This is a genomic window from Pseudomonas sp. SDI (assembly GCF_003105155.1).
Lineage (GTDB): Bacteria > Pseudomonadota > Gammaproteobacteria > Pseudomonadales > Pseudomonadaceae > Aquipseudomonas.
On record NZ_QETK01000026.1, the window covers coordinates 12,759 to 35,928 of the forward strand.

Sequence of the window (23,170 nt, forward strand, 5' to 3'; positions counted from 1 at the left end):
AAGCTGTTCCACGATGCGCTCACCCTCACGATTCGCTTTCGTTGCTGGGAGGTTGCCAAACCGGCAGGCACAGGCTCATACAGGTGCCCACGCCTGGGGTGCTGTCGGCATTGATGCAGCCGTTGCTCTGGCGAGCAAAACCGTACACCTGACTGAGCCCCAGGCCCGTGCCCTTGCCAAAACCCTTGGTGGTGAAGAACGGCTCGAAGATGCGCGGCAGCACCTGCGCATCCATGCCACGGCCATTGTCGCTGACGCTGATCTGGACGAACTCGCCATGCAGGTTGTCCCATTCGCCCTTGAGCGTACGCCGGCTGGCGCGCAGCTGGATCAGGCCGCCATCCTCGAATGCATCGCGAGCGTTGAGCACCAGGTTAAGCAGCACCATCTGCAACTGCGGCGCATCGACCTCGACCGGCGGCAACTGCGCCTCGATTTCCAGCACCAGCTCGATGCCGTCGGGCAAGGCATGACTGAGCAGCGCACGCAGCGACTCGATCAGCCTGGCCAGGTCGATACGTTCGGCCTTGAGTGTATTGCGCCGAGCGAAGCTGAGTAGTTGCTGAGTCATCTGGCTGCCGCGCTCGCCAGCATCGAGGATATGCTCCAGCAGCCGCGTAACCCGAGCGCCATCGCTGCTACGCATGGCCAACCTGGCCGAACCGATGATGATGGTCAGCAGGTTGTTGAAGTCGTGCGCCATGCCGCCAGTCAACTGGCCGAGTGCGTCGAGCTTCTGCGCCTGGAACAGTTGCGCACGCATGGTCTCCAGTTGCAGGGCGGCGTTGCGGCGGTCGGTGATGTCGCGGGTGATCTTCGCCAATCCGATGATCTCGCCCTCGGGCGAACGCACCACATCCAGCGCGATCAGCGCCCAGAACTCGCTGCCGTCCTTGCGCACCCGCCAGCCTTCGTCCTGTGCACCGTCCTGGCTCAGGGCACGGGCGATCAGCCAGGCCGGCTTGCCGGCGGCGCGGTCGGCCTGGGTGAAAAAACGGGAAAAATGCTGGCCGATGATCTCGTCGGCACGGTAGCCCTTGATGCGCTGGGCCCCGGCATTCCAGGACACCACATAACCGTTGAGGTCGAGCATGTAGATGCCGTAATCCACCACGGCCTGCACCAGTTGCTCATAGGTACTGGTGGGTAGCGCGTGCGGGGCAGAACAGTCGGGTGAATCCATCGCAGCTCCACAGATACCACGAGGGGCATGGGAAGAGTAGACAGCATACGCCGCCTGCGACGCAGCGGCCGGACTATCGGTGCAACGCCTGGGCTAGAGGCGCCGCGGGCGACTCGGCCAGGCGCGCGGCGCGGCCATGCACGGCCTATGCAAGCACAGCAACAGCATCAGCGTAGCACTGGCAAAGGCCAACAGCCGTTCGACCAGCGCCAGCTCGGCAGCGAAGCCGCTGAACAACAGCACCACAGCGGCCAAGTGATAGCTAGGCGTCAACCGAGCACAGCAACCGCACCCCCTGCCCGAGCGATCAACTTGTTATAGTTGGCAACACAGTTTCAGGATGAACGCCACGGCACGAGGACCGCACTTTGCCAACAGATGAACGCATGAGAACCCTGCACGACGATCTGGAGCACACCGCCGACGATCTCGAAGAAATCGCCCGCGGCCTGGCCGGACACGCGCTCTACCTGTCTCACTCGATCCACACCCAGGATGCGCTCGACGTCAAAGCCCGCATCAGCGGGTTGCAGGCATCCATCGACGACCTGCGCCAGGTTGCCGATTCGATCACCGGAACACCCCCCGGCAGCGACTGAACGGGCCGCGAGCCAGGGCCCGCGTCGGTTGACGCAAATATAACGATGAGTTATAAAGCGCACTTGATCGCGTGAGGAAAGGCTCAGACGGGTAACCCGCCAGAGGCTTTACAACACGCTCCGGTCAAGTGCGGGGGTGGTGAAATTGGTAGACACAGCAGACTTAAAATCTGTCGGCGAAAGCCTTGCGGGTTCGAGTCCCGCGCCCCGCACCATCACTTAAAAGCGCCTTCGAGGCGCTTTTTTGCTTTCTGCCCCCCGCTCCCCCTCGCTGTCTCAGCCTACTCCTCGGTTTGACTTGTACAGATTTCGCTCTAATCTCCAGATTAATTGTACAAAGTACAAAACCTGTACAACAATGCCCCCTCAGTTACTTTTCGGTGCAGGCCATGTCAGAGTTTCTCCAGCGCTTTGCCCGGCGTTTCAGCGAGGTGGATGCCGAGCACCTTGAGCTGCTTGCCGAGTTGTACAGCGACGACGTCCAGTTCCGCGATCCTTTGCATTGTGTCGAGGGCCTACCGGCGTTGCGCGATTATTTTGCCCAGCTGTATGCCAATGTGCAGGATCTGCAGTTCGAGTTCCATGCCTACGACCAGGTCGGCGAAGGTCTGGGTTATCTGCGCTGGACCCTGCGCTTCCGCCACCCGCGACTGAAAAATGCCGAGCTGATCGAGGTGCGCGGCTGCTCCTGCCTGATGTGGGACAGCAAGGTCCGCCTGCATCACGACTACTTCGACGCCGGCGCCCTGCTCTACGAACACCTGCCATTGCTTGGCGGGGCCATCGGCTGGCTGAAACGGCGGTTAGCATGAAGCGTATCTGGCTGACCGGTGCCAGCAGCGGCATCGGCGCGCAACTGGCCCGCGAGCTGCTGCGCCAGGGACATCGCGTGGCCATCAGCGCACGCAATCGCCTGGCCTTGCAGGCCCTGGCCAACGTCTGGGGTCAGCAAGTACTGGTGTTACCCGGTGACCTGCAGGATGCCGAGCAAGTGCGTGCTATCGGCGCGCAGATCGCCCAGGCCTGGGGTGGTCTCGACCAGGTGATCCTGAACGCCGGCACCTGCGAATACATCGATAGCGCGCGATTCGACGCCACCGTGGTGGAACGGGTAGTCAGCACCAACCTGTTCGCCACCAGCCAGTGCATCCAGGTGGCCTTACCGTTGCTGCGCCACAGCCAGCATCCACACCTGGTCGGGGTGGCCAGTTCGGTCACCTTTCTCGCCCTGCCCCGCGCCGGCGCCTATGGCGCGTCGAAGGCTGCGGTGCGCTACCTGTTCGAGTCGCTACGCATCGACCTGGCCCGCGAGCAGATTGACGTCACCCTGATCAGCCCCGGCTTCGTCGACACGCCGCTGACCCAACGCAACGACTTCCCGATGCCGATGCGCTGGTCGGCGGAAAAAGCCGCACAGTACATCGTCGCGCGGCTGGATCGACGGCCCTATGAAATCAACTTCCCGCGGCCCTTCGTCCTTGGCCTGCGCCTGCTCGCGTTGCTGCCACGACGCCTGCAACTGCTGCTGGGCAAACGCCTGTCGCGGCCGTTGCACGAGGAGCCGAAACAATGAAGATCGCCATCATCGGCAGCGGCATTTCCGGCCTGGTCTGCGCCTACCTGCTGCAGCGCCGGCACGCGGTCAGCGTATTCGAAGCCGGCCCGCGCATCGGCGGCCATACACACACCGTCGACGTGCAACTGGGCGAGCGGCACTACGCGGTAGACACTGGGTTCATCGTCTACAACGACTGGACCTACCCGAACTTCATCCGCCTGCTGGAACACCTCGGCGTCGCCTCGCGCCCGACCGAGATGAGCTTTTCCGTGCACGACCCAAAGACCCGCCACGAGTACAACGGCAACACCCTCAACAGCCTGTTCGCGCAGCGTAGCAACCTGCTCTCGCCGCCGTTCTGGGGCATGCTCTACGACATCCTGCGGTTCAACCGCGAAGCCTTGCGCGACCTCGATCAACAGAAGGTCAGCGACGTGCTGTCGCTGGGCGACTACCTACTGATGAACCGCTACGGTCAGCGCTTCATCGACCACTACATCGTGCCGATGGGCGCGGCGATCTGGTCGATGCCACTGGGGCAGATGCTCGGATTTCCGCTACGGTTCTTCGTGCGTTTCTTCAAAAATCACGGCTTGCTCTCGATCAATCAACGGCCGCAGTGGCGGGTGATCGAAGGCGGCTCGCGCAGTTATCTCGCGCCGCTGTGTGCACCGTTCGCCGAGCACATCCGGTTGAACTGCCCGGTGCTCGGCGTCGCCCGCGAGGCGCACGGGGTGCGGCTGTTCACCCGGGACGGGACGGAGCTGTTCGACAAGGTGATCTTTGCCTGCCACAGCGACGAGGCGCTGCTGATGCTGCACGACCCGAGCGATGCCGAGCGGCAGATTCTCGGTGCCCTGCCCTACGCCGACAACGATGTGGTGTTGCACACCGACACCCGCCTGTTGCCACAACGACCGCTGGCCTGGGCCAGCTGGAACTACCGCCTAGGCGGACACGCCAGCCAGCCGGCAGCGGTGACCTATAACATGAACATCCTGCAAGGCATCGACGCGCCAGAAACCTTTTGCGTCAGCCTGAACCAGAATGCGGCCATCGACCCGGCAAAAATTCTTGGCCGCTACACCTACGCCCACCCGCAGTTCAGCCTCGCCGGCGTGCGCGCGCAGGCGCGCCAGGCAGAAATCTGCGGGCCGCGGCACAGCTACTATTGCGGCGCCTATTGGGGCAACGGCTTCCATGAGGACGGCGTGCTCAGTGCCTTGCGCGTGGCCGCAGCGTTTGGGGAACAGCTATGAACAGCGCACTGTATCAAGGCTGGGTCAGCCACCGACGCTTCGTCAACGGTGGGCATGCCTTTGCCTATCGCATGGGCCTGCTGTACCTGGACCTCGACGAACAGGACGAAGTACTCGGCCTGTCGCCGCTGGCCGGGCGCGGGCGCTTCGCGGCGTTTGCCTTTCGCGAGCAGGACTACCTGCCAGCCTGCACTGGCCATGGCCAACGGCTGATCGAGGCGGTACGCGATCAGGTCGAAACCGCGCTGGGCCAACGCCCGCTCGGGGCCATCTGCCTGCTGACCCAGCCGCGCAGCTGGGGCCTGGCATTCAATCCGGTGAGTTTCTTCTACTGCCACGCTGAGGATGGGCGGCTGCTGGCGATCCTCTGCGAGGTCACCAACACCCCGTGGCGCCAGCGCTATCACTACGTGCTGCCGGCCAAACAGTCGGGGCCCTGGAGTTTCAGCGTGGCCAAGGCCTTTCACGTGTCGCCGTTCTTGCCACCTGACCTTGAGTACCGCATGCACTTTTGTGCACCGGCGGAACACATTCGCGTGCGTATGGAAGACTGGCGCGACGAGCAGCGCGTGTTCAGCGCCAGCCTGCAACTGAAGCGCACACCGCTCGACCGCCGCAACCTGCACCGCTACCTGCTGCGTTTCCCTTGGATGACCGGCAAGACCGTGCTGGCGATCTATTGGCAGGCACTGCGCCTGTTACTCAAGCGCCACCCGCTGTACAGCCATTTTCCTGCCCAGGGCAACTGGCGCCTGGCCCGTACCCGTCGCGAGGAGTCCGCCCATGAAAAGTCCTGATACCCTGCCGGCGAAGCGCCTGGCCATCACTGGCGACGGCTTCGGCACGGCGCTGCTGCGGCGCGCGGTGCTGCACCAGCTGAGCCGGCTGCAGCAAGGGTACCTGACGCTGATCGAGCCCGCCGGGGTGCGTCACTTCGGCAACGCCGGCGCGGCCTTGTCAGCGCAGATCGAGGTCCATGACGACGCGCTCTGGGGCATGGTCGCCAGCAATGGCTCGATTGGCGCCGGGGAAGCCTATATCCATGGTTACTGGAGCACGCCTGACCTGACCGCCGTGGTCCGGGTGATGGTCAGCAACCTCGATGTGCTCGACGCCATGGAAGGCGGCCTGGCGCGCCTGAGTCGGCCGATACTGCACGGTCTGCACTGGCTCAACCGCAACACCCGGCGCGGCGCGCGGCGCAACATTGCCGCCCACTACGACCTCGGTAACGCGCTGTTCGAAAACCTGCTCGACCCGAGCATGATGTATTCGGCGGCGATGTTTCTGCGCCCGGACGACAGCCTGGAGCAGGCCCAGCAGCACAAGCTGCGGCGTATCTGCCAGAAGCTCGACCTGCGGGCCGACGACCACCTGCTGGAGATCGGCACCGGCTGGGGCGGGCTGGCGATCTACGCGGCGCAGCACTATGGCTGTCGGGTCACCACTACCACGGTGTCCGCCGAGCAGTTCGCCTACGCCCGCGAGCGAATCGCCGCACTCGGCCTGCAGGAGCAGATCACCCTGCTGCAAGAAGACTACCGCGATCTCGACGGACAGTACGACAAGCTGGTCTCGATCGAAATGATCGAAGCGGTCGGGCACCGCTTCCTCGACACCTACTTCCGGCAATGCGCGCGGCTGCTCAAACCGCACGGACTGATGCTGCTGCAGAGCATCACCATCCGCGAGCAGCGCTACACCCAGGCGCGACGTTCGGTGGACTTCATCCAGCGCTATATCTTTCCCGGGGGCGCGCTACCGTCGGTCAGCGTGTTACTGCAAGTGCTGAGCCGGGTCAGTGATCTGAACCTGCACCATATGGAAGACTTCGGCCTGCATTACGCGCGCACCTTGCGTTGCTGGCATGAGAACCTGCAACACGCCCGTCAGCGGCTGATGCAACTGGGCTATGACGATGGCTTTTACCGATTGTGGGAATTTTACCTGTGCTACTGCGAAGGTGGCTTTCTGGAGCGCACTATCGGTACCGCGCAGTTACTGCTGGCCAAACCGGCAGCGCGCCCGGCGCCGCTGCTGGGTGCGTTTGAACACTGATGGCCAGCAGCGGCCGCTTGCTGCTCAACGCCGGGCTGTTCCAGCTGGGCTGGTTTGCCTGTGTGCTCGGCGCGCAACGGCCACTGCTGCTGTTGCTCGCGCTGGTGTGCCTGGGTGTCCATCTGGCCTGGCTCGCGGAACCCCGAGAGTGGCGCTTGCTGCTCGGGGTCAGCCTGATCGGCTGGCTGCTCGACAGCGCGCTGCTGCAACTGGGCCTGTTTGATTTCCACCGCCCCGGCCCGCTGCTGCCGGCCTGGCTGGCTCTGCTCTGGCCGTTGTTCGCCAGTACCTTGCGCCACAGCCTGGCCTGGAGCGCCAGGCCCTGGTGGCGCGCCAGCCTGTTCGGTGCGCTGGGCGGGCCGCTGTCCTACTGGGCTGGCAGCCAACTGGCCGGGGTCGGCTTACCGCTGGGCACCAGCACCTCCATGCTAGTGCTCGCGCTGCTCTGGGCGTTGCTCCTGCCACTGCTGCAGCGCCTGAGCCGGGCACTCATTTGACCAGCGTTTCATGGCGAAGCGCTCAACAGTTGCCGGCGCAAGCGCAGATGTCACGCACGCTGAGGCCTAGCGTTTGACGAAGACGATCCACGACGGCGACGAGTCGATGATCTGCTCCTCGAATTCCAGCTGGACCTGGCCCGGACCGAACGGGCTGATGCCCTTCAGGCTCAGCCCGCCCTCGACGATCACCTTCGCGTCCTGTGGCAGGCGCGCCAGGGTCGCGATCAGTTCAGCTACGGTTTTGCTCTGCGCCATCCTTCACCTCGTCTAGACCGGAACGCCGGCTGCGGATAGTCGCGCAGCTGGCGGGCGCTCGGCAAGCCGTGATAAACGGTTGATTTTGCAGGTAGCCTGCACAATAGGTATCGACCCGGACGTTCGAGGTGTTACTCATGTGCAAATCCCAGCTCGGTGGTTCTACCGGCTCGACCATCGGCAAGCACCTGGGCAACGACGACCGGCACTCCGCTGGCAAACAGCACAATCGTCACCACAAGCACCGCAAATAACGTTGACGGCTCACTGGAACCCGCCCCTGGGGAGCAGCGGTACTGCGCGCTAGGCCTGGTTCAAGCGCCCATGGCCCCAGATCAGCAGAATGGCCAGCAGCAGCGGCAGGACAAGCTCACCCAGTTCGCCTCTGCCGCTGATACATTGCAGCAGACTAGTGACCAGAACGACCACAGCGGCAAACAGGCCGATCAATAGCGGCCAGCGTAGGAACGTTGGGAACATCCGTTTACTCCAGTGAAAATCGACGGCGGCAGATGCGCCAGGACAGGTAGCCAAGCCTACAACGGCTTCATGGCGGTGTTGTGACGTGCTACCAATGCGCTACTGTACGCAGTTCATGGACGACGGAGGCTGGAGATGACCCTGACCCACAGGCCGGTAACGGCTGCCGATATCGATACCCTGCTGACCTTTCCGCAAGGTGCGCGGGAGCTGTTCTTCATGTTTCCCAAGGCGCAGTACCCACTGACCGCAGCGCAACTCGCGGCGGCCATCGCCCAACGCTTCGACTCCACGGTGTTCGAACTGGACGGCGCCGTGGTCGGCTTCGCCAACTTCTACCAGGCCGAGCACGCGGGCATCTGCTGTATCGGCAATGTCGTGGTAGCACCGACGGCCCGTGGCAAAGGTGTGGCCACGTTCATCATCAACAGCATGACCCAGCTCGCCGCCGAACGGCATGCCGCACGTGAAGTGCAGCTTTCCTGCTTCAACGAAAATACCGCCGGCCTGTTGCTCTACCCGCGGCTCGGTTTCGTGCCCTTCGACATTGAAGAGCGAGCAGGCCTGAACGGCACACGGGTCGCGCTGGTACAGATGCGCCAAATATTGCGCTGATTTCCGCCAAGCCAGAGGCAATCAAAGACAAATCCGAAGCCTCGTGGCCGGCATTGTTGACGCGGCCCAACGGCCTACCTACTATCCGCTCCCAGCGAACATGCAACCCTGCCGAGCGGACAAGGGTTGCGAATGAAGCCATTGTTCTTGCATGGGTACGCGGGTGTGAAGACTGCTGATTCGGCCGATGTTGCGCCTGCCACCGCCAGCACTGCAGCCAACGATGTGTCCGACATCGAGCTCCTGCACAGCATCAGCATCGCGTTGATCGGCGAGCAGGACCTGCAGGCACTCTATGGCAAGATCCTCGACGCGGCGATCACCATTGCCGGTTCGCAGTTCGGCACGATGCAGCTGCTATGCCCGCCCGGGCATGCCTCCGGGCATGCTGGCGAACTGGAGCTGTTGTGCTCGCGCGGCTTGCCAGCCGAGGCCGTGGGGTTCTGGCAATGGGTCAAGCCCGAAGCCCTCAGCAGTTGTGCCGAAGCCCTCAAGCGCGGCCAGCGAGCGATTATCGTCGACTTCGAGCAGTGGCCGCCGATTGCCGGCACCGCAGACCTGGACGCGTTCCTTCGCACCGGTATCCGCTCGGCGCAGACCACCCCACTGCTGTCGCGCAGCGGCAACCTGCTGGGGATGATCTCGACCCACTGGAGCCAGCCGCATGAGCCGTCCGAGCGCGACCTGCGGCTACTCGACATCCTCGCCCGGCAAGCGGCCGACCTGCTTGAGCGAACCACTGCCGAGGAAGCCCTGCGCCAGGCCCAGACCAACTTGCGCGAGCTCAACGAAACCCTGGAACAACGGGTCGCCGAGCGCACCGCCAAGCTGATGCAGGCCGAAGAGCAACTCTACCAGTCACAGAAAATGGAAGCCGTCGGGCAGTTGACCGGTGGCCTCGCCCACGACTTCAACAACCTGCTTTCGGGAATTTCCGGGGCGCTGGAACTGATGAGCAAGCAGATTGCCGAAGGCAGTCTCAGCGATATCCAGAAATATTCGCTGGCCGCCCAGGGGGCAGCGAAACGTGCGGCCGCCCTTACCCACCGCCTGCTGGCCTTCTCCCGCCGGCAGACCCTTGCGCCGCGAGCGGTCAACGTCAACAACCTGATGTTCGGCATGACCGAGCTGATCCAGCGTACCGCCGGGCCCGGCATTCAGCTGGAGACCCTCGGCAGCGCCAACCTGTGGCCCGCCTTCGTCGATGCCAGCCAGCTGGAAAACGCCCTGCTCAACCTGTGCATCAACGCCCGCGACGCCATGCCCGAGGGTGGGCGCATCAGCCTCAGGGCCAGCAACCACTGGCTGGACGCCAACGCGGCACAGGCCCTGGCGTTGCCCGAGGGGCACTACCTGTGCCTGAACGTCAGCGACACCGGGATCGGCATGCCGCCCGAGGTGATGAGCCGCGTGTTTGAGCCATTCTTCACCACCAAGCCAATTGGCCAGGGCACCGGCCTCGGCCTGTCGATGATCTATGGCTTCGCCCAGCAGTCCGGCGGCCAGGTGCGGATCGACTCGGCCGTCGGCGCAGGCACATCGGTGAGTATCTTCCTGCCGCGCCATCACGGCGCACCGCCGTGGGAGGAGCACAGCCCGGCGGCAACCACCTCAGCACCGGCGCAGCGCAGCGAAACCGTGATGGTGGTCGATGACGAGCCAACTGTACGCATGCTGCTGGTGGATGTACTCGACGAGCTCGGCTACACCGTGCTCGAGGCCGCCGACAGTGCGGTCGGGCTGGAACTGCTACGCTCCACGGCGCCGATTGACCTGCTGGTAGCGGACATCGGCCTGCCTGGCGGAATGAATGGCCGGCAACTGGCGGAGGCCGGGCTAAGGCTGCGGCCGGCAATGAAGGTACTGTTCATCACCGGCTACGCAGAGCACTCGATCAGGGCTACCGGTGAACTGCAGCCGGGCATGCAGGTGCTAAGCAAGCCGTTTTCGGTCGACTCGCTGGGCCAGCGGGTGCAGGACATGCTGGCCAAGTAACTGCGCAGGTTGTCGTTCAGAGTGCCCGTGTGAAGCGATATTCACGCGCGGCATCAGTATCAGCCTGCTCAAGCTCAAGCAAGAACCCGCAGCGTTCCAGCACCTTGCATGAGCCGAGGTTGTCCTTGAACACATAAGCAAGCAACTGGGTCAGTTGCCAACGCTGCCGCGCCTCGCGGATCAAATGCCGCAACGCCAGGGTTGCCAGCCCTTGCCCACAGACGGACTGTCCGACCCGATAACCCACTTCTGCGCAACACTGCCGGGCATCGATGCTTTTCAGGTTGGCGCGAGCGACGATTGCGCCGCTGGCGTCCTCGATCACGAAGGGGTGCCACACCCCCCGGGCAAAATACGTCAGGTAGCCGTCGATATGCTCGACAACGCCCTGCGCCGAATAGAAGGCCGGGGGACGCGCATCGACATGGGCTTCGAACCATGCGCGGTTCTGAATTTCGAACGCCAGCAAGGCTGGCGCATCCGTCGATCGCAATTCGCGTACCCGGAAAGCACTCAATGCTCACACCTCCTGTGTCGGTGACAGCCACTATTCATCGGCCGGCTCAGCTCAGTAATACATCCAGCCCGACCTTCACCCGGTCCAGCGCAACAATGGTCTTGAACCAGGTGACGTTGGGGTTCTCGGCAAACAGCCGACGGGCCAGCACCTGGTATTCCTGCATGCTGGCCACATTGAGCACCAGAACAAAATCCACCTCACCGGTAACGTAGTAGCACTGCTGCACTTCGGGCACCGCAAAATGCGCCTTCATCGCCTCCAGCTCGCGGATGCTGGTGCGCTCGGTCATGACCTCGACAATGATGGTGATCGGCCGGCCGACGGCGGTGGGCTCGACCACCGCGACATTGGCGGTGATCACGCCCAGCGCTTGCAGACGCTTGAGCCGGCGTTGCACGGCCGCCGTAGACAGGTTGACTTGCTCGGCCAAGAGCCGCAGCGGAGTGCTGTTGTCGCGCTGCACCAGGTCGAGGATGGCGCGGTCGAAGGTGTCCAGCGCATCGCCAGCAACAGGTTTCTTCATCATGGCCAACCCGCGAGAAATTTTCTCGAAAACTAGCAGAAAACAGCGGCCCTTTATCCACTGGCGAGAAATATTATTTTGCCCACCGGCCGCCTTCACGTCTGGTTCGACGTCTCTTTCAGGATGCTATCGCCATGCTCGCACTGGTTCATCTCTCTCCCGTTCTGCTGGTCGCCGCCATGCTGGTGCTGCTGCGCCGCCCACCGATCCAGGCGGCGCTGGCCGGCACCGCGCTGGTGAGCCTGCTGTGGTTGGCCGGGGCTGCCGACGCGTGGCAGTTGCGCAGCCTGCTGGCTGCCAGCCAGGACACCGCCGTACTGTTTGCCAGCACCGCCTTCGTCATCGTCCCAGGGCTGGCCTTCGTCATTCTGATCGAGCGTATGAGGGTCAACCTGGCCCTGAGCCAGTGGGTTCAGGGGCTGGGCCTCGGACGTGGCGATCAACTGGTGTTCATCGTGCTGGGCCTGGCCCCGCTGCTGGAAGCGATGACCGGTTTTGGCGTGTCGCTGATCGCCACGGTGCCGCTGCTGCTCAGCCTGTTCGAACGGCGTATTGCGCTGCGCATCGCCCTGGCCGGCATGGCCATCATGCCGTGGGGCACCCTGGGCCTGGCATCGGTGATCGGCGCCGCGCTGGCCCAACTGGACGCCAGCGCCCTCGCGGCCACCTCGGCGCTGACCAGCGCGGCAGTGTTCCTGGCACTGGCGGCGCTCTCACTGTACCTGGCCGGCGCGCGCGCGCCGCAGGCGTGGATGGCACTCGGCGGGTTCTGGTTGCTGTTCGTCGGCGTACTGTACAGTGCCAGCCGCTGGCTGGGGCCGGAAGTGGCCGGGGTGGCCGCCGGCCTGCTGACGGCGGCGGCGGTGCTGGGCAAGGGCCAATGGCAGCTACGGCGTAGCGCGAACACAGGCCTCGCCGCACCGTGGCCACGCCAGGCCTGGCCCTATCTCGCGCTGATCGCTTGTATCGTCCTGCTCAAATTGCTCTGGGCACTGACTGCCTGGCAGGACCGCTGGATCGTCGAAGGCAGCGTGGTCAGCTGGAAGCCTCTGGCCTCACCCGGCGTGGCGCTGCTTCTGCTGCTGGCGATGCTGGCCGTTCACCTGCGCAGCGCCCAGGCACCGGCAGGAGTCGATGACAACCTGTTGCCGGCACTGGTGGCGCGGGCGAAACGACCACTGCTGACCATCTTCTTCTTTCTGGCCATGTCGCAAATGATGGTCAAGGCCGGTTTCCTGAGCGGCCTGACGCAACTGCTGGCGGGCCTTTCAAGTGGCGCTGCTACGCCGCTGGTGGCGGTGCTTGGCGGGCTGTCCGGGTACATGACCGGGTCGAACGTGGGCGGCAACGCGATCTTCATGCCCGCCATCGCCCTGTTGCCGGAATCCTCGCGCCTGCTGCTCGCGGCCGTACAGAACAGCGCGGCCGGCCATGCGGCGCTCGGCTCCCTGTCGATCGTGATGCTGATTCTGGGCTTGGCAAAAACCCAGGCGACAGAGGAAGCTGAGCTGGTCAGGTTCGGCTTTGCGCTGGTTGCGCTGAACACATTGCTGGTGGCCCTGGCGGCAGTGCTGTTGAGTGGCTGGCTTTGACCGCTCAGGCATCTTCCGCCAATGGCTGCCGGCGCTGCTGGATTACCACCGCCAGCGCCGCAAGGATGATCGCCAGCGTATAGGCAAACAGCCCGAGGTTTATTCCCAACAGGACTTTTTCCGAGCCGTCGCTGAGCACCATCGAGCCACCGTAGCCGTCGCGCAGCCAGTAGGCCAGCAGGAAGCCACCGGTGACAAACACCGTCAGCAGGCTGGCGAGCTTGAGATCGTCGCGGCCCCATACCAGCCAGACGCTGAAGGCCCCCAGGCCAGTATTGGTGAACAACTGCCAGGTTTCGTGCAGCCGCGCGTGCGGTGCCCAGGCCTGATTGAAGACATGGGTATCGTTGATCTCGAGGATCGGCACGATCACGGCATAAAACAGGATTCCAACGGTTACCAACAACTTTGCAAGCATCATGAACCTCCTTGTTCGAACGTTGACGGGCTGCAGGACACTGTAGCGCATTACTAGCCGGGTACCGTTGGCGCTGCCAACTTGCCCCTGCGCGCTGCTTGGCAGCGCTGACTGTTTGTCAGCAATTTCCATAAACGCTGGGTCGATATGTAAATGCTTTGTTTATGGTCGTCGAAAGATCCCCGATATAGGGTTACTTCCTTTTGACAGGTGTACATCGATGAAAAAGGAACGGTTGCTTAGCCTTGCCGTCGGCACCCTCTTCGTTCTATTCCTCTTGCCGGAACGTCTTCACGCCTTTGGTTCGCCACCGGCTAGCGGCCCACGAATAAAGAATGCCGAGGGCGTTGAATTTGCCGTGATCGATGGCAACAGGGAGGTACTTGCCAGGTATCAGGCAAAGCGCGGCGCCGCCGAACACTATGTGCAAAAAATCGTCGTGGCGACCCGTCAACTGCTGGCGATGGACGCCCTGCCCACTGGCGCTGCACTGCCTGCCCAGAGCCGCAGAATGCGTGCGCTGAAACAGGAGGGGGAAATGTTCGGCACCTTTGTCGGGCCTGACGCGTCGTACTTGCATCACTGTTATGCCAGTGGCATCGCGGTGCACACACTGTGGAATACCATGGCTGGCTTCATTCGGTACGAAACACCGCATCAAGCACTGGTCGAACTGAACAAGAACATCACCGAGTGCCTATCCCAGATCGAGAACCCACCCAGCCCACGGGTAACCCTCATCGGCCCTGCCACGCACACCCGTCCACCCTTCCAGGGCTGCCAGGAAATCATCGATCAGGGGCAGAACGATGCCGGCTACAAACAATGGGGCTGCCCGGCTGCCGTGGCTAGCAGCTGAGGTCCGCTGTAGCGCCAACGGCCAACTGCGATGGCGCTGAGCAGCATTTGGACGGCGAAGCGCTTTACACCCGAATCACGCTGAAAAGGGCCTTGCCATGCTCATCGACGATCGTCGCGCCGTCACGTCCGGCATCGCGGGTGAAGCCGACCATTTTGCCAAGCTTGGTGGAGAACCCTTCTCGGTTAACCCGGTAGAGAATCTTATTCTCTGGCGACCTGACGAACCCATCACCTTCCATCCGGCCAACCAACTGAGTGGGGTCATCTGCACGAAAGACGTTGTAACGATAGCTGTCAGATTCACTTACCACGGACATCCCTCCTCGGCCCAATGCCGGCCCCTCGTGATACCCCATCCACTACCAAATTTCCACCCTGCCGTCTCCAGACGCGGAGGCCGCCAGATCAATATGGATTCACTCTAGCGGTTGGGATTCTGGCGGGCCTTGCCCCCTCATGATAGAAAGCCAGTGGCACGACATGCGACTACAGAGGTAGCTTTACGCCATCGCAGGCCCAATGATGAGGATAAAAAATGCCGCTCAACCCGTTCGATCACACACACTGTGTTACTGCCGCCAAGGCTTCGAATGCTTCCTGACTCCGGGGTTTACACGGCACGCGGAAAACGCATTGCTCGGCTCCGCGGAAAGGTCGGGCTGTGCTTCGTCGCGGCGCTCTCATTCCTGGCGGGTATGACGGATGCGGTCGGCTTTACCGCCACCGGTGATTTCGTCTCCTTCATGAGCGGCAATACAACTCGCCTTGCCGTTTCAATTGGCGACCGTGACTATCACGCCATCCTCACCATTACCACGTTAATTGGGGCCTTCATCGCCGGGAATGCCCTTGGTGTGATGGTTACGCGCTGGGTGGGCCAGCGCTCCTGGCCGTTACTTCTTTGTGTGGGGGCCCTGCTCTGCTTGGCAGGACTCATTCCAGCCGCGATCATTTCGCTGGTGTGTGCCGTCATCTCCATGGGCATGATCAATGCGGTGGTAGAGGAAGTGAATGGGCTACCGATCGGGCTGACGTACGTGACTGGCGCCCTTTCTCGCTTCGGGCGCGGTCTGGGCCGCTGGTTGATGGGCGAGCGCAAGTATGGCTGGAAGGTGCAGTTGGTCCCTTGGATTGGCATGCTGCTTGGCGCGGTAGCAGGCGCTCTGCTGCAGGGCTATTGCGGAATCGCAGCACTCGCCGTCAATGGTGCAGTGGCGGTTTCTCTTGCCGCCGCATCGCTGATGATCCCCCGCCGCTGGCAACGAACGTATATGCCGAAGTAGCGACAAAACAATGATCGACCGTGCGCGTACAGCTCGTGGGTGCGAGTGTCCTATAGCTAATCGCCCGCTCTATGAGCGGGCTCAGACGAAAAACCCGGCGTTAGCCGGGTCTGAAAATGTAGGAGCTTGCCACCTGAGGGCTACGCACTGCAGAGGCTTCAAATGACTGCAAGAGTGGTGGGTCCAGCGGCCTATCGTTGCGGCTGTAATTCTCTGCGTTTGGACGGTGCATGCATGGAGAAAGCCATGACCTTCGAGACATCCGAAGCGTAAAAGCCGACAGGTACTAACTAATCTCGTTCGCAAAACGGCCCACGGCACCCACTACCTGCTTAGCGCCATTTTGAATTTCCAAGATTACGGTACCGGCTTCATTGGCCAACGCTAAGCCCTGCTCGGCTTTTTCCCGACTGCTAAACATTTCACTCACGGCTTGATCAGCTAGCGCCTGATTTTGTTGGACAACGCTGACGATTTCCTCGGTCGCCGAGCTAGTGTGACCAGCAAGTTTGCGTACCTCATCGGCAACCACAGCGAAGCCTCGACCTTGCTCACCGGCACGCGCAGCTTCGATAGCGGCATTGAGTGCTAGCAGATTCGTCTGCGAAGCAATACCGCCAATGGTTTGAACAATAGAACTAATCAACGCAGACTGTTTGCCAAGCGCTTCGATACTCTCGGTTGCCGACTTCATTTGTTCAGCAATACTGCGCATAGTGTCCACTGTTCGCGTCACTACCACAGCACCACGCTCCGCGCTCGAATCAGTTTGCTGGGATATATCGTATGCAACGCCAGCTGCATCCTTTACCTCTTGCTCGCGTGCGACTTGGTCCGTAACGACACTCGCAAACTTTACAACTTTAGACAGCTTACCCTCAGTGTCATGCACAGGGTTGTAGGTTGCCTCTAACCAAATATCGTTCCCGCGCGCGTCGACCCGCTTGAAACGATTAGCCACATACTCACCTCGGTTGAGTGTCTTCCAGAAGCTTTCGTACTCATGGGTTGCCGTTTCTTCCGCGGAGCAGAACAAACGATGATGCTTGCCGACGATCTGACCCAGTGAGTAACCCATCGCATCGAGGAACTGTTTGTTCGCCGTGATTACGGTGCCATCCAGGTTAAATTCAATGACGGCTGTGGACCGAACCAGCGCCTGAATCAGAGCCTCATTTTCCTTCGCCTGCTCCACGTTACGGCTTATCTCACTGCCATAACCCTGAACATGGGCAAGGCTTCCGTCTTGGTCTCGAATAGGGAACCAATAGATTTTCAACCATGCAAGAGTACCGTCAGCACGAAGGTAGCGATATTCATCATTGACGGGTTCAAATCGCGCTACAGCTTGATTAAACGCGTGAAAGCAAGGCAGGTCTTTAACGTAAGGCGGAACAATCTCCGAGAGCGGGCGACCCTGCAGGCGCCCGTCGGAATACCCCAACGTTTTTGAGAAGAGTTGGTTAAATGCGCAGATACGAAACTGTGCATCAAGCCTTATGGAGAGCATCCCTCTGTCCATCTGCTCGGCCTGCTGACGTAGCAGATGCAGCTCCGCACTCTGCTCTTGCAGAATTTTTTTCAGGTTGCGGTTGAACATCAATAGGCTCCAGAGGTGTTGGGTAAGCCATTATCGACACAGGCCATTTTTTCTTGAGCGTTAAGTCAATTTTTCTGAAATCGCCTGAATATTCATACAGGAGGTTCAGAGAAAGTCCTAGTCATCTAGCAAATAAAGGATCAGGAGCTCTTAGGCGCTGACTACCTGGAGATAACCATGAGCAACGACAACTGCGACTACGTTCGCCGCCATTACGACGTGCCGGCTGAGGTTGGGCGCCGCGTCATCGCCAACAGAGAGCCCGGCGTGATCATCGCCGACCGCGTGCATTACATCGGCGTCACCCTCGACAGCGACCCGAAGAAGCGCATCCGCAACTACCCCCCCACTTGGGAGATGCAGTGTAAGCGCGCCATGAACCCCACATTCAAAGCCGCTAGTTGATGCCCGATGCTGTGCTCCGATTTTTCAGGAGCCCGTTCACCATGATGCGGCCCGACGCCAAAGTCGAAAAGGTTTACTTCTATCCCAAGCCTGTCGACTTCCGAAAATCCATCGACGGGCTGGCCGCTCTGGTGGCGCTTGATATCAAGGTGGCCGTGTTCGATCCGGTACTTTTCGTGTTTTTTAACAAACCACGCAATCGCGTGAAGATCCCCTATTGGGAGCGTAATGGCTTCTGCCTTTGCCTCAAACTGCGAGGGTGAAGGCTGAGCTGGAGAAGAACCCCGACCTGGCCAACCGGATCACTCGATTCCAGTTCCGTGATATCCGACCGAAGGCGGCTTCGGAAATCAACGACCTGAGCGATGCGAGCGTGCTGCTTGGCCACTCCAAAGAAGGAATTACCGAGCGCGTTTACCGGCGTATCGGCGCCATCGCGAAGCCTTCGAAGTAGTGCAGTTTCGGAACTCCACACCGAAAGTTTCGGAACTCTTGGCTTTCCAGCCCACAACGAAAAAACCCCGCAGACGTTAATCTGCGGGGCTTTCAAATATGGAGGCCGAGGTCGGAATCGAACCGGCGTAGACGGATTTGCAATCCGGAGCATAACCACTTTGCTACTCGGCCTCAAAACAGCTGAAGATAAATCAAGTATGCTCTACTTGCTCTATCTTATTGAAAACGTTGAGCTTTTTATTTCTCGTCGCTTTCGATGGAGGCAATTATGGACGGATTCTAAGATGCTTGCAACCCCCTGATTTCAAAAAAATTATTCACTTGCCCGGCCTCCCTGGCCGGTGAAGCGCTGCCACGCGGCCAGGGTCAAGCGATCAATCAAACCCTGGCGCGCCATCGCCCGTTCGGCACCGATGGCATTCGCCTGATGCAAGTACTCGCCATCGCTCATCGTCTGCTCGCGCGCGGTCAGCGCATCGAGGCGGTCGAAAAACACCTGCTCGCTGCGTTCAAACTCCGCAGCCCTGGTAGCCAGCAGATGCTCCACCCAGAATTCGCGCTCGCCAAGGGTCTGGAGCATGCGCTGGGTCTGCTCGGCCGCCAGCACCCTGCCCCGCGCATTGAGCAATTGCCGGGAATCGACATTGGCCAACTGTTCGAAACGCATGTCGAGCGGCTGCCCTGGCAAGCCCAGCGATTTTGCCAACCCCACCCGATAGGCCAGACGTACCTCGATTTCGTCATACGACACCCCCTGTGCCTGGCGCATGGCAATATCCTCCGCCGCAATCCGGTCGACTTCGTCCAGGCGGAACAGCGAGCGCCCCAGCCGCAACAAGGCTGGCTCCACCATGGTGTCGGGCAACTCCCGGGTGGCGCCAAGTACCAGCATGCGCACCTCCAGGAAACTGAAATGCAGCGCCACACTGTCACCACAGGTGCGCGGACGCGAGGCCAGTTCGAACAACTCGCGACGCACCTGGGTACTCTGCTCGCAGGCATCGACCACCGCCCACAGGCGTCGCTCCAGCTCACTGCGGCGCAGTGCAAAATCGGCAGTCTCGGCCAGATCGGCGAGCAACTGGAAAAAGTCCTCGCTCGCCGGCTCCGCTTCAAGCCGCGCCCAGCGCGCTTCCCGCGCATGCCAGCCCTCGGAATCGGCCGCCGGCCGGCTCAGCCAGACCTGCCGTGCCCGCCCCGCCGCTCCAGCCGCCGGCCCGGCCTGCGACGGCAACCGCGCACCATGAGCGAATTCGACCAGCCGCGCCCGCGTGGCCGGCATCAACGGGTTGCCATCCAGGTCGAGCCGCAGCAGCACGCCGTGACGATCGGCAAAAGCCTCGACCGGCAAGGTTTCCAGTCGATTGTCACGCAGGTCGGCCGCCATCAGCGCACCACGGCTCAACAAGCCCCGCGGCAAGCTCGTCAGCTGGGTCGCGCGTAAGCCAAGCAACTGCAAGCGGCTCATCGGGGTCAGGTCCAACAGCGGACCGAGCGGATTGCGCTCAAGGTGCAACGCCTCGAGCAACGGCAACGATGCCAAGGCGCGATTGCCGGCAGCATCGATCACAACCTGATTGTTGGCCAGCTCCAGATGCCGCAAACGGGGCAAGTGCGTCAACACCTGTGGGACCTCAACCAGGCGGTTGTCACTCAAGCTCAGCCAGCGGACCCCAGCGAAGCGCGCGAGAAATGCCTGATTCACTTCAGTCAGTTCCAGCGCCCTCAAGGTCAGGTCGCTGACATGACTGAAGTCCACCGACTCATGCAGCGACGGCAGCCTGCCCAGCGGCTCTTCGTCGATACGTAGCCGATAACCCGCATCGCGTCCGCTCAACAGCAAGGCCCGACGGCGCCAACAGTTGCGGATCAGCCATGCCGCGCGTCGCCGGCCGACAGCCAGGCGTGGGGCACTGCTGCGCGGCTCGGCAACCCAGGCATTCAACGCCGTGTCGAGGTGTGCCAACTGCTGCTGGCGATCGAAGACATGGGCCCAGACATCCTGCCCCGAGGCCCGCACTTCGTTCAGGTAGTCGCTGGCCTGTTCATCGCTGAAGGTTGGGTAAAGCTCGCGCAAGGCGCGGTCGATCGTCGTGCGCTGCGGGTTGGCGCGGCCACCGCTGAGCGGGTAACCCAGACGTCCGTCGCCCAGACGCTGCGGCGGTCGAAACCCGTTCGGCGCCTGGCCGAGCAAACGCGCCGCGCGGGAACGATCTGCTGTCGCGAAGCTGCCCAGCACCTGGCGAAGGCTTGTGCCACGGCTATCGTTCACGGCGAGCAGGGCACGCTGGTTGTCGTCCAGCAACGGCGCCAGGACCTCGAACAGATCGGCCGCATCGACCGCGTCGGCGCTGTCGCGGCGATAGCCTCGGGGGGTCTTGAGTACGCGCACCGTGCGCACAGCACGGGTACTGCCCACCGCGCACAGCAGCCCTGCCTCGGCACCGACCCGGCGCAACTCCAGACGCACGTCGGCTGGCCACGGGGCGAGTTCGTCGAGCAGACGCAACGCCAACGTTTCGCTGTCGACACTGAGCATTCCCGCGCGGAAAAACCCAGCATTGGCGCGGTCCAGGCGACTTTCGCGCAGGCCCCAACGCGCCCGCTCGGCAACCTCCAGCGGCACGCGCTGGCTGCTCAGTGAACGGGCGACCTGCGCGCTCGGCGTCTGCTCAAGAATCTCCTGGGCGACGGCCGCACTCAAACCGGCGAAGTCGCGCCGCAGCAACGTCACCTGCGGCAGCTCGCTGCTCTGGCGCTGTCGCCAGGCGTGCTCGAACAACGCCGCCCTGCGCTCGCGCAGCTCACAGCCGAGCAGCCGTCGCACCTGCTGCAGGTTGACCTCGGCCAGCGCGCGTGGCTGGCCCAGCCAGGCACGCGGATCGCTGTCCGCAAGGCGGTCGAGGAGCACCTCCAGCCAGTCGTTCGCGCGCAAACTGTCGGCGGCCAACTGCACTGTTTGTACAACCTCGGCATCCGGCGCTGCGACGGCCCATTCGCCGCCATCGGGTAGGGTTACACGCAAGCCGATCGAGCGTGGCCAACCAGGCAACGCAGTCACCATGTCCAGTTGCAGGCGCAGCAGGGTTGCCGGCAGCGGTTGCTCTTGCGCAATGAGCTGACTCAGCTCATCGAACTGCACATCCAGCTCAAACCGCTGTAGCGCTTCCAGCAGCCGCCCCGGCGCCGGCCGACCTTCGACATGCAGGCGGCGCAAACGGGCTTCGTCGAAGCCGGTCACCGCCAGCAGGCGCTGCGCCATTTCTTCGCTCACATCGGCTGTGTCGACACCCAGCCGGCGCACCAGAAGACCGGCGCCCTGCCAGAACTGTGGCGGGTCCAGTGGATGCTGCCAGCCACCGGCGCCATTGCTTTGCAGCAATGGCGCATGAGCGTCGGTGCGCCAGGGATGACGGATGCGCCAGGCGTCGCGCGACTCGTCGCGACTGAGCGCGTAGGTGCCATCGTGCAAACGCAGTTGCACGCCCGTATCGCCCTGAACCAGTTGCCCACTGGTGAGGGTGCTGTCGTCGAGGCGATAACCGCTGAGGTCAGCACTCATCAAGCGCGCACGCCCAGTTGAAAGTTGCACCGGCACCAGCGCGTCGACGAAGCCGCTGCGCCGCAGCAGACTCACCGTGGCAGCGCCGCCAGCGCCAATCAGCGCCATCGCCGCCACATTTTCGGCGACACCGAGCAAGTGATTGATCGCCCCTTCGCGGTCGCCCTGCTGCCAGTCCTCGATACCGTGATAGACCTCGCAGGCAATCTGCAGGGTGGCAACCCCCAGCATCAACACGCCCAGGCCGGGGACGAACAATGACGCCAGGTTCAGCAGGTTGATGCCGGCATTCATGTAGCCCTGCAAACGACGGCTGCGGGCGGCGAAGTCCTCATCGCCGGTGGGCACTGCCAGCAGCCGCGCATTGTCCTTGAGCAGGGCAATGCGCTGGCGATAGAGCGTGGCGAACAGCGGGCCATCGAGCGCGCTGTCGCGACCGTCGAGAGCAATGACCGCGTTCGCCGCGGCAGCCGTGAGTTGTCGTGCCAGGTTCGCGGCGAACACCCTGCCCCCGCGCTCACCTATATAGCCCTGCACCTGCGCGACAAACTGCGGATCGCGAAAACGCCCACCGAGGTCCTGGTACAGCGCCGCCCAGGACGCATAGCGCTTCAACGGCGCCAGCGCATCGCCAGGCAAATAGGCGATAACCGCCTCCACCGCCGCTGCCGAACTGCGCACCTCGAACACCACCACTCCCATCAGCGGTCGCCCCAGCACGCTCAATTGCCGACAACGGACCTGCTGGTCGGCGCCCGCCCCCCGCAACTGAGCCGCCACGATCTGCTGCAAATGACGGAAATCTTCCGCGCCGATATCGCCGGCAATTCGTGCGCGCTGCATGGCCACCGCCAGGTCCTCACGCTGCACCTGCTCCAGCAACGCGTGCAAGGCGCTGCGCGCATGCGTGTCAGCCGGCTCGAAGCGACTGTCGAGATAGGCCTGATACTGCCCACCCAGATCCAGATCGCGGCAGATCTGGACAAAGCGTTCCGGCGCCAGGGCCATGCTGCGGTTCGTGTGATCGAACAGTGCCAGGCTACCCGTGGCGCCCGCGGCGATAGCTTCCGTCGGGTCGAAATTGTGCAAGGCAGCTTCGAGCAGGGATTGTTCAAGACGATGTATACGCCAGCGAGCGGAGAGCGTGCCCGTAGGCAAGCCTTCGACAGTCTGCCAGCTACGTATCAGCCGGTTCCGCCGCACCGCCACCGGCACGCCAGTCGCCTGCTGCAAAGCCCTGGACAAGCGGGCTTCAGCGAACGCTAGCGGCGACTGCAGCGCCCCCAGCATCTGTTGCGCACGGGCGTGGCTGGCCGCCGCTGCCAGCATCGCTGCGCGCAACCCGGCCAACTGCTCCGGCCTGGCCCCGGCCATCCATGCCGGCAATTGCCGGCCAATCAGTTCGTCCAGCGAATGCGTAGTGTGCGCTGACGTGCTCATGCTCATCT

The 23,170-nt window shown here is 62.4% G+C and carries 23 protein-coding genes, 2 tRNA genes and 3 pseudogenes; 17 read left to right on the top strand and 11 right to left on the bottom strand.

Translation table 11 applies throughout. The features are described from left to right. Positions 1–25 precede the first annotated feature (25 nt). Positions 26–1,183 (bottom strand): nitrogen regulation protein NR(II), encoded by a 1,158-nt coding sequence (locus tag DCO48_RS17135; protein WP_116551801.1) that lies wholly within the window; start codon positions 1,181–1,183, stop codon positions 26–28. 136 nt (positions 1,184–1,319) lie between these two features. Between DCO48_RS17135 and DCO48_RS23010 the strand changes: the two genes are divergently transcribed. The 9 genes from DCO48_RS23010 to DCO48_RS17175 all read left to right on the top strand — a co-directional run bounded on the left by DCO48_RS23010 (position 1,320) and on the right by DCO48_RS17175 (position 7,154). Then, on the top strand, positions 1,320–1,442 hold the full coding sequence (locus tag DCO48_RS23010; protein ID WP_256584087.1) for a hypothetical protein: 123 nt from the start codon (positions 1,320–1,322) through the stop codon (positions 1,440–1,442). A 127-nt stretch (positions 1,443–1,569) separates the two neighbouring features. Then, complete coding sequence (locus DCO48_RS17140; RefSeq protein ID WP_116551802.1) at positions 1,570–1,782, top strand: hypothetical protein; 213 nt, start codon at positions 1,570–1,572, stop codon at positions 1,780–1,782. A gap of 130 nt (positions 1,783–1,912) precedes the next feature. After that, positions 1,913–1,997: transfer RNA gene (locus tag DCO48_RS17145), tRNA-Leu, on the top strand. A 174-nt stretch (positions 1,998–2,171) separates the two neighbouring features. Beyond that, the gene (locus DCO48_RS17150) at positions 2,172–2,594 is read left to right on the top strand and encodes a nuclear transport factor 2 family protein (RefSeq protein ID WP_116551803.1); all 423 of its coding nucleotides are present in this window, start codon (positions 2,172–2,174) and stop codon (positions 2,592–2,594) included. Next, on the top strand, positions 2,591–3,355 hold the full coding sequence (locus DCO48_RS17155; protein WP_116551804.1) for an SDR family oxidoreductase: 765 nt from the start codon (positions 2,591–2,593) through the stop codon (positions 3,353–3,355). The genes DCO48_RS17150 and DCO48_RS17155 overlap by 4 nt, the downstream gene beginning before the upstream one ends. Continuing rightward, positions 3,352–4,599: an NAD(P)/FAD-dependent oxidoreductase gene (locus DCO48_RS17160; protein WP_116551805.1), complete on the top strand. Its 1,248-nt coding sequence runs from the start codon at positions 3,352–3,354 to the stop codon at positions 4,597–4,599. The genes DCO48_RS17155 and DCO48_RS17160 overlap by 4 nt, the downstream gene beginning before the upstream one ends. Beyond that, on the top strand, positions 4,596–5,396 hold the full coding sequence (locus tag DCO48_RS17165) for a DUF1365 domain-containing protein (RefSeq protein ID WP_116551806.1): 801 nt from the start codon (positions 4,596–4,598) through the stop codon (positions 5,394–5,396). Before DCO48_RS17160 ends, DCO48_RS17165 begins: the two co-directional genes overlap by 4 nt. After that, positions 5,383–6,657 (top strand): cyclopropane-fatty-acyl-phospholipid synthase family protein, encoded by a 1,275-nt coding sequence (locus DCO48_RS17170; protein WP_116551807.1) that lies wholly within the window; start codon positions 5,383–5,385, stop codon positions 6,655–6,657. The genes DCO48_RS17165 and DCO48_RS17170 overlap by 14 nt, the downstream gene beginning before the upstream one ends. Continuing rightward, complete coding sequence (locus tag DCO48_RS17175; protein ID WP_116551808.1) at positions 6,657–7,154, top strand: DUF2878 domain-containing protein; 498 nt, start codon at positions 6,657–6,659, stop codon at positions 7,152–7,154. Before DCO48_RS17170 ends, DCO48_RS17175 begins: the two co-directional genes overlap by 1 nt. Before the next feature lie 66 nt (positions 7,155–7,220). Here the strand turns inward: DCO48_RS17175 and DCO48_RS17180 are convergent, their stop codons facing one another. Further along, a complete protein-coding gene (locus tag DCO48_RS17180; RefSeq protein WP_116551809.1) occupies positions 7,221–7,412 on the bottom strand; it encodes a hypothetical protein in 192 nt (63 codons plus the stop codon). Positions 7,413–7,715: 303 nt separating this feature from the next. Further along, the gene (locus DCO48_RS22765) at positions 7,716–7,892 is read right to left on the bottom strand and encodes a hypothetical protein (protein ID WP_165840793.1); all 177 of its coding nucleotides are present in this window, start codon (positions 7,890–7,892) and stop codon (positions 7,716–7,718) included. 135 nt (positions 7,893–8,027) lie between these two features. Between DCO48_RS22765 and DCO48_RS17185 the strand changes: the two genes are divergently transcribed. Then, positions 8,028–8,507 carry an N-acetyltransferase gene (locus DCO48_RS17185; RefSeq protein ID WP_116551810.1) on the top strand — a complete coding sequence of 160 codons (480 nt, stop codon included), beginning with the start codon at positions 8,028–8,030 and terminating at the stop codon, positions 8,505–8,507. Between the two features lie 165 nt (positions 8,508–8,672). Beyond that, positions 8,673–10,502, top strand: coding sequence for an ATP-binding protein (locus DCO48_RS17190; protein WP_256584088.1), 1,830 nt, complete (start codon positions 8,673–8,675; stop codon positions 10,500–10,502). Between the two features lie 16 nt (positions 10,503–10,518). Here DCO48_RS17190 and DCO48_RS17195 read toward each other — a convergent pair whose 3' ends face one another. Further along, entirely contained in the window at positions 10,519–11,019 is a 501-nt protein-coding gene (locus tag DCO48_RS17195; protein WP_116551812.1) for a GNAT family N-acetyltransferase, read from the bottom strand. A 46-nt stretch (positions 11,020–11,065) separates the two neighbouring features. After that, positions 11,066–11,545 carry an Lrp/AsnC family transcriptional regulator gene (locus tag DCO48_RS17200; protein WP_256584089.1) on the bottom strand — a complete coding sequence of 160 codons (480 nt, stop codon included), beginning with the start codon at positions 11,543–11,545 and terminating at the stop codon, positions 11,066–11,068. 134 nt (positions 11,546–11,679) lie between these two features. Between DCO48_RS17200 and DCO48_RS17205 the strand changes: the two genes are divergently transcribed. After that, positions 11,680–13,137: a transporter gene (locus DCO48_RS17205; protein ID WP_116551814.1), complete on the top strand. Its 1,458-nt coding sequence runs from the start codon at positions 11,680–11,682 to the stop codon at positions 13,135–13,137. 4 nt (positions 13,138–13,141) lie between these two features. On the opposite strand, the gene DCO48_RS17210 is transcribed toward DCO48_RS17205, so the two are convergent. Further along, the gene (locus DCO48_RS17210) at positions 13,142–13,555 is read right to left on the bottom strand and encodes a hypothetical protein (protein WP_116551815.1); all 414 of its coding nucleotides are present in this window, start codon (positions 13,553–13,555) and stop codon (positions 13,142–13,144) included. A 220-nt stretch (positions 13,556–13,775) separates the two neighbouring features. Between DCO48_RS17210 and DCO48_RS17215 the strand changes: the two genes are divergently transcribed. Continuing rightward, positions 13,776–14,414, top strand: a complete 639-nt coding sequence (locus DCO48_RS17215; protein ID WP_133247616.1) for a hypothetical protein — start codon at positions 13,776–13,778, stop codon at positions 14,412–14,414. 64 nt (positions 14,415–14,478) lie between these two features. Here DCO48_RS17215 and DCO48_RS17220 read toward each other — a convergent pair whose 3' ends face one another. Then, positions 14,479–14,727 (bottom strand): hypothetical protein, encoded by a 249-nt coding sequence (locus tag DCO48_RS17220; protein ID WP_133247617.1) that lies wholly within the window; start codon positions 14,725–14,727, stop codon positions 14,479–14,481. 279 nt (positions 14,728–15,006) lie between these two features. On the opposite strand from DCO48_RS17220, the gene DCO48_RS17225 reads away from it, so the two are divergent. Further along, on the top strand, positions 15,007–15,699 hold the full coding sequence (locus DCO48_RS17225) for a YoaK family protein (RefSeq protein ID WP_116551818.1): 693 nt from the start codon (positions 15,007–15,009) through the stop codon (positions 15,697–15,699). A 286-nt stretch (positions 15,700–15,985) separates the two neighbouring features. Here DCO48_RS17225 and DCO48_RS23305 read toward each other — a convergent pair whose 3' ends face one another. Both DCO48_RS23305 and DCO48_RS23310 read right to left on the bottom strand, forming a co-directional pair. Further along, on the bottom strand, positions 15,986–16,591 hold the full coding sequence (locus DCO48_RS23305) for a methyl-accepting chemotaxis protein (protein WP_371919522.1): 606 nt from the start codon (positions 16,589–16,591) through the stop codon (positions 15,986–15,988). After that, a pseudogene (locus DCO48_RS23310) lies at positions 16,571–17,299 on the bottom strand (PAS domain-containing protein); the annotation flags it as partial. The gene DCO48_RS23305 and the pseudogene DCO48_RS23310, both read right to left, overlap by 21 nt. Positions 17,300–17,476: 177 nt before the next feature. Between DCO48_RS23310 and DCO48_RS17235 the strand changes: the two are divergent. From DCO48_RS17235 to DCO48_RS17245, 3 genes and pseudogenes are all read left to right on the top strand, one after another. Continuing rightward, positions 17,477–17,662 (top strand): annotated as a pseudogene (locus DCO48_RS17235) (hypothetical protein); the annotation flags it as partial. 86 nt (positions 17,663–17,748) lie between these two features. Further along, the gene (gene tnpB, locus DCO48_RS17240; protein WP_116551861.1) at positions 17,749–17,967 is read left to right on the top strand and encodes an IS66 family insertion sequence element accessory protein TnpB; all 219 of its coding nucleotides are present in this window, start codon (positions 17,749–17,751) and stop codon (positions 17,965–17,967) included. Continuing rightward, positions 17,952–18,158, top strand: a pseudogene (locus DCO48_RS17245) (integrase); the annotation flags it as partial. The gene tnpB and the pseudogene DCO48_RS17245, both read left to right, overlap by 16 nt. Before the next feature lie 99 nt (positions 18,159–18,257). On the opposite strand, the gene DCO48_RS17250 reads toward DCO48_RS17245, so the two are convergent. Together DCO48_RS17250 and DCO48_RS17255 are read right to left on the bottom strand one after the other, a co-directional pair. Further along, positions 18,258–18,331 (bottom strand) — tRNA-Cys (locus tag DCO48_RS17250). Between the two features lie 142 nt (positions 18,332–18,473). Continuing rightward, positions 18,474–23,162: an NEL-type E3 ubiquitin ligase domain-containing protein gene (locus DCO48_RS17255; RefSeq protein WP_165840794.1), complete on the bottom strand. Its 4,689-nt coding sequence runs from the start codon at positions 23,160–23,162 to the stop codon at positions 18,474–18,476. Positions 23,163–23,170 lie beyond the last annotated feature (8 nt).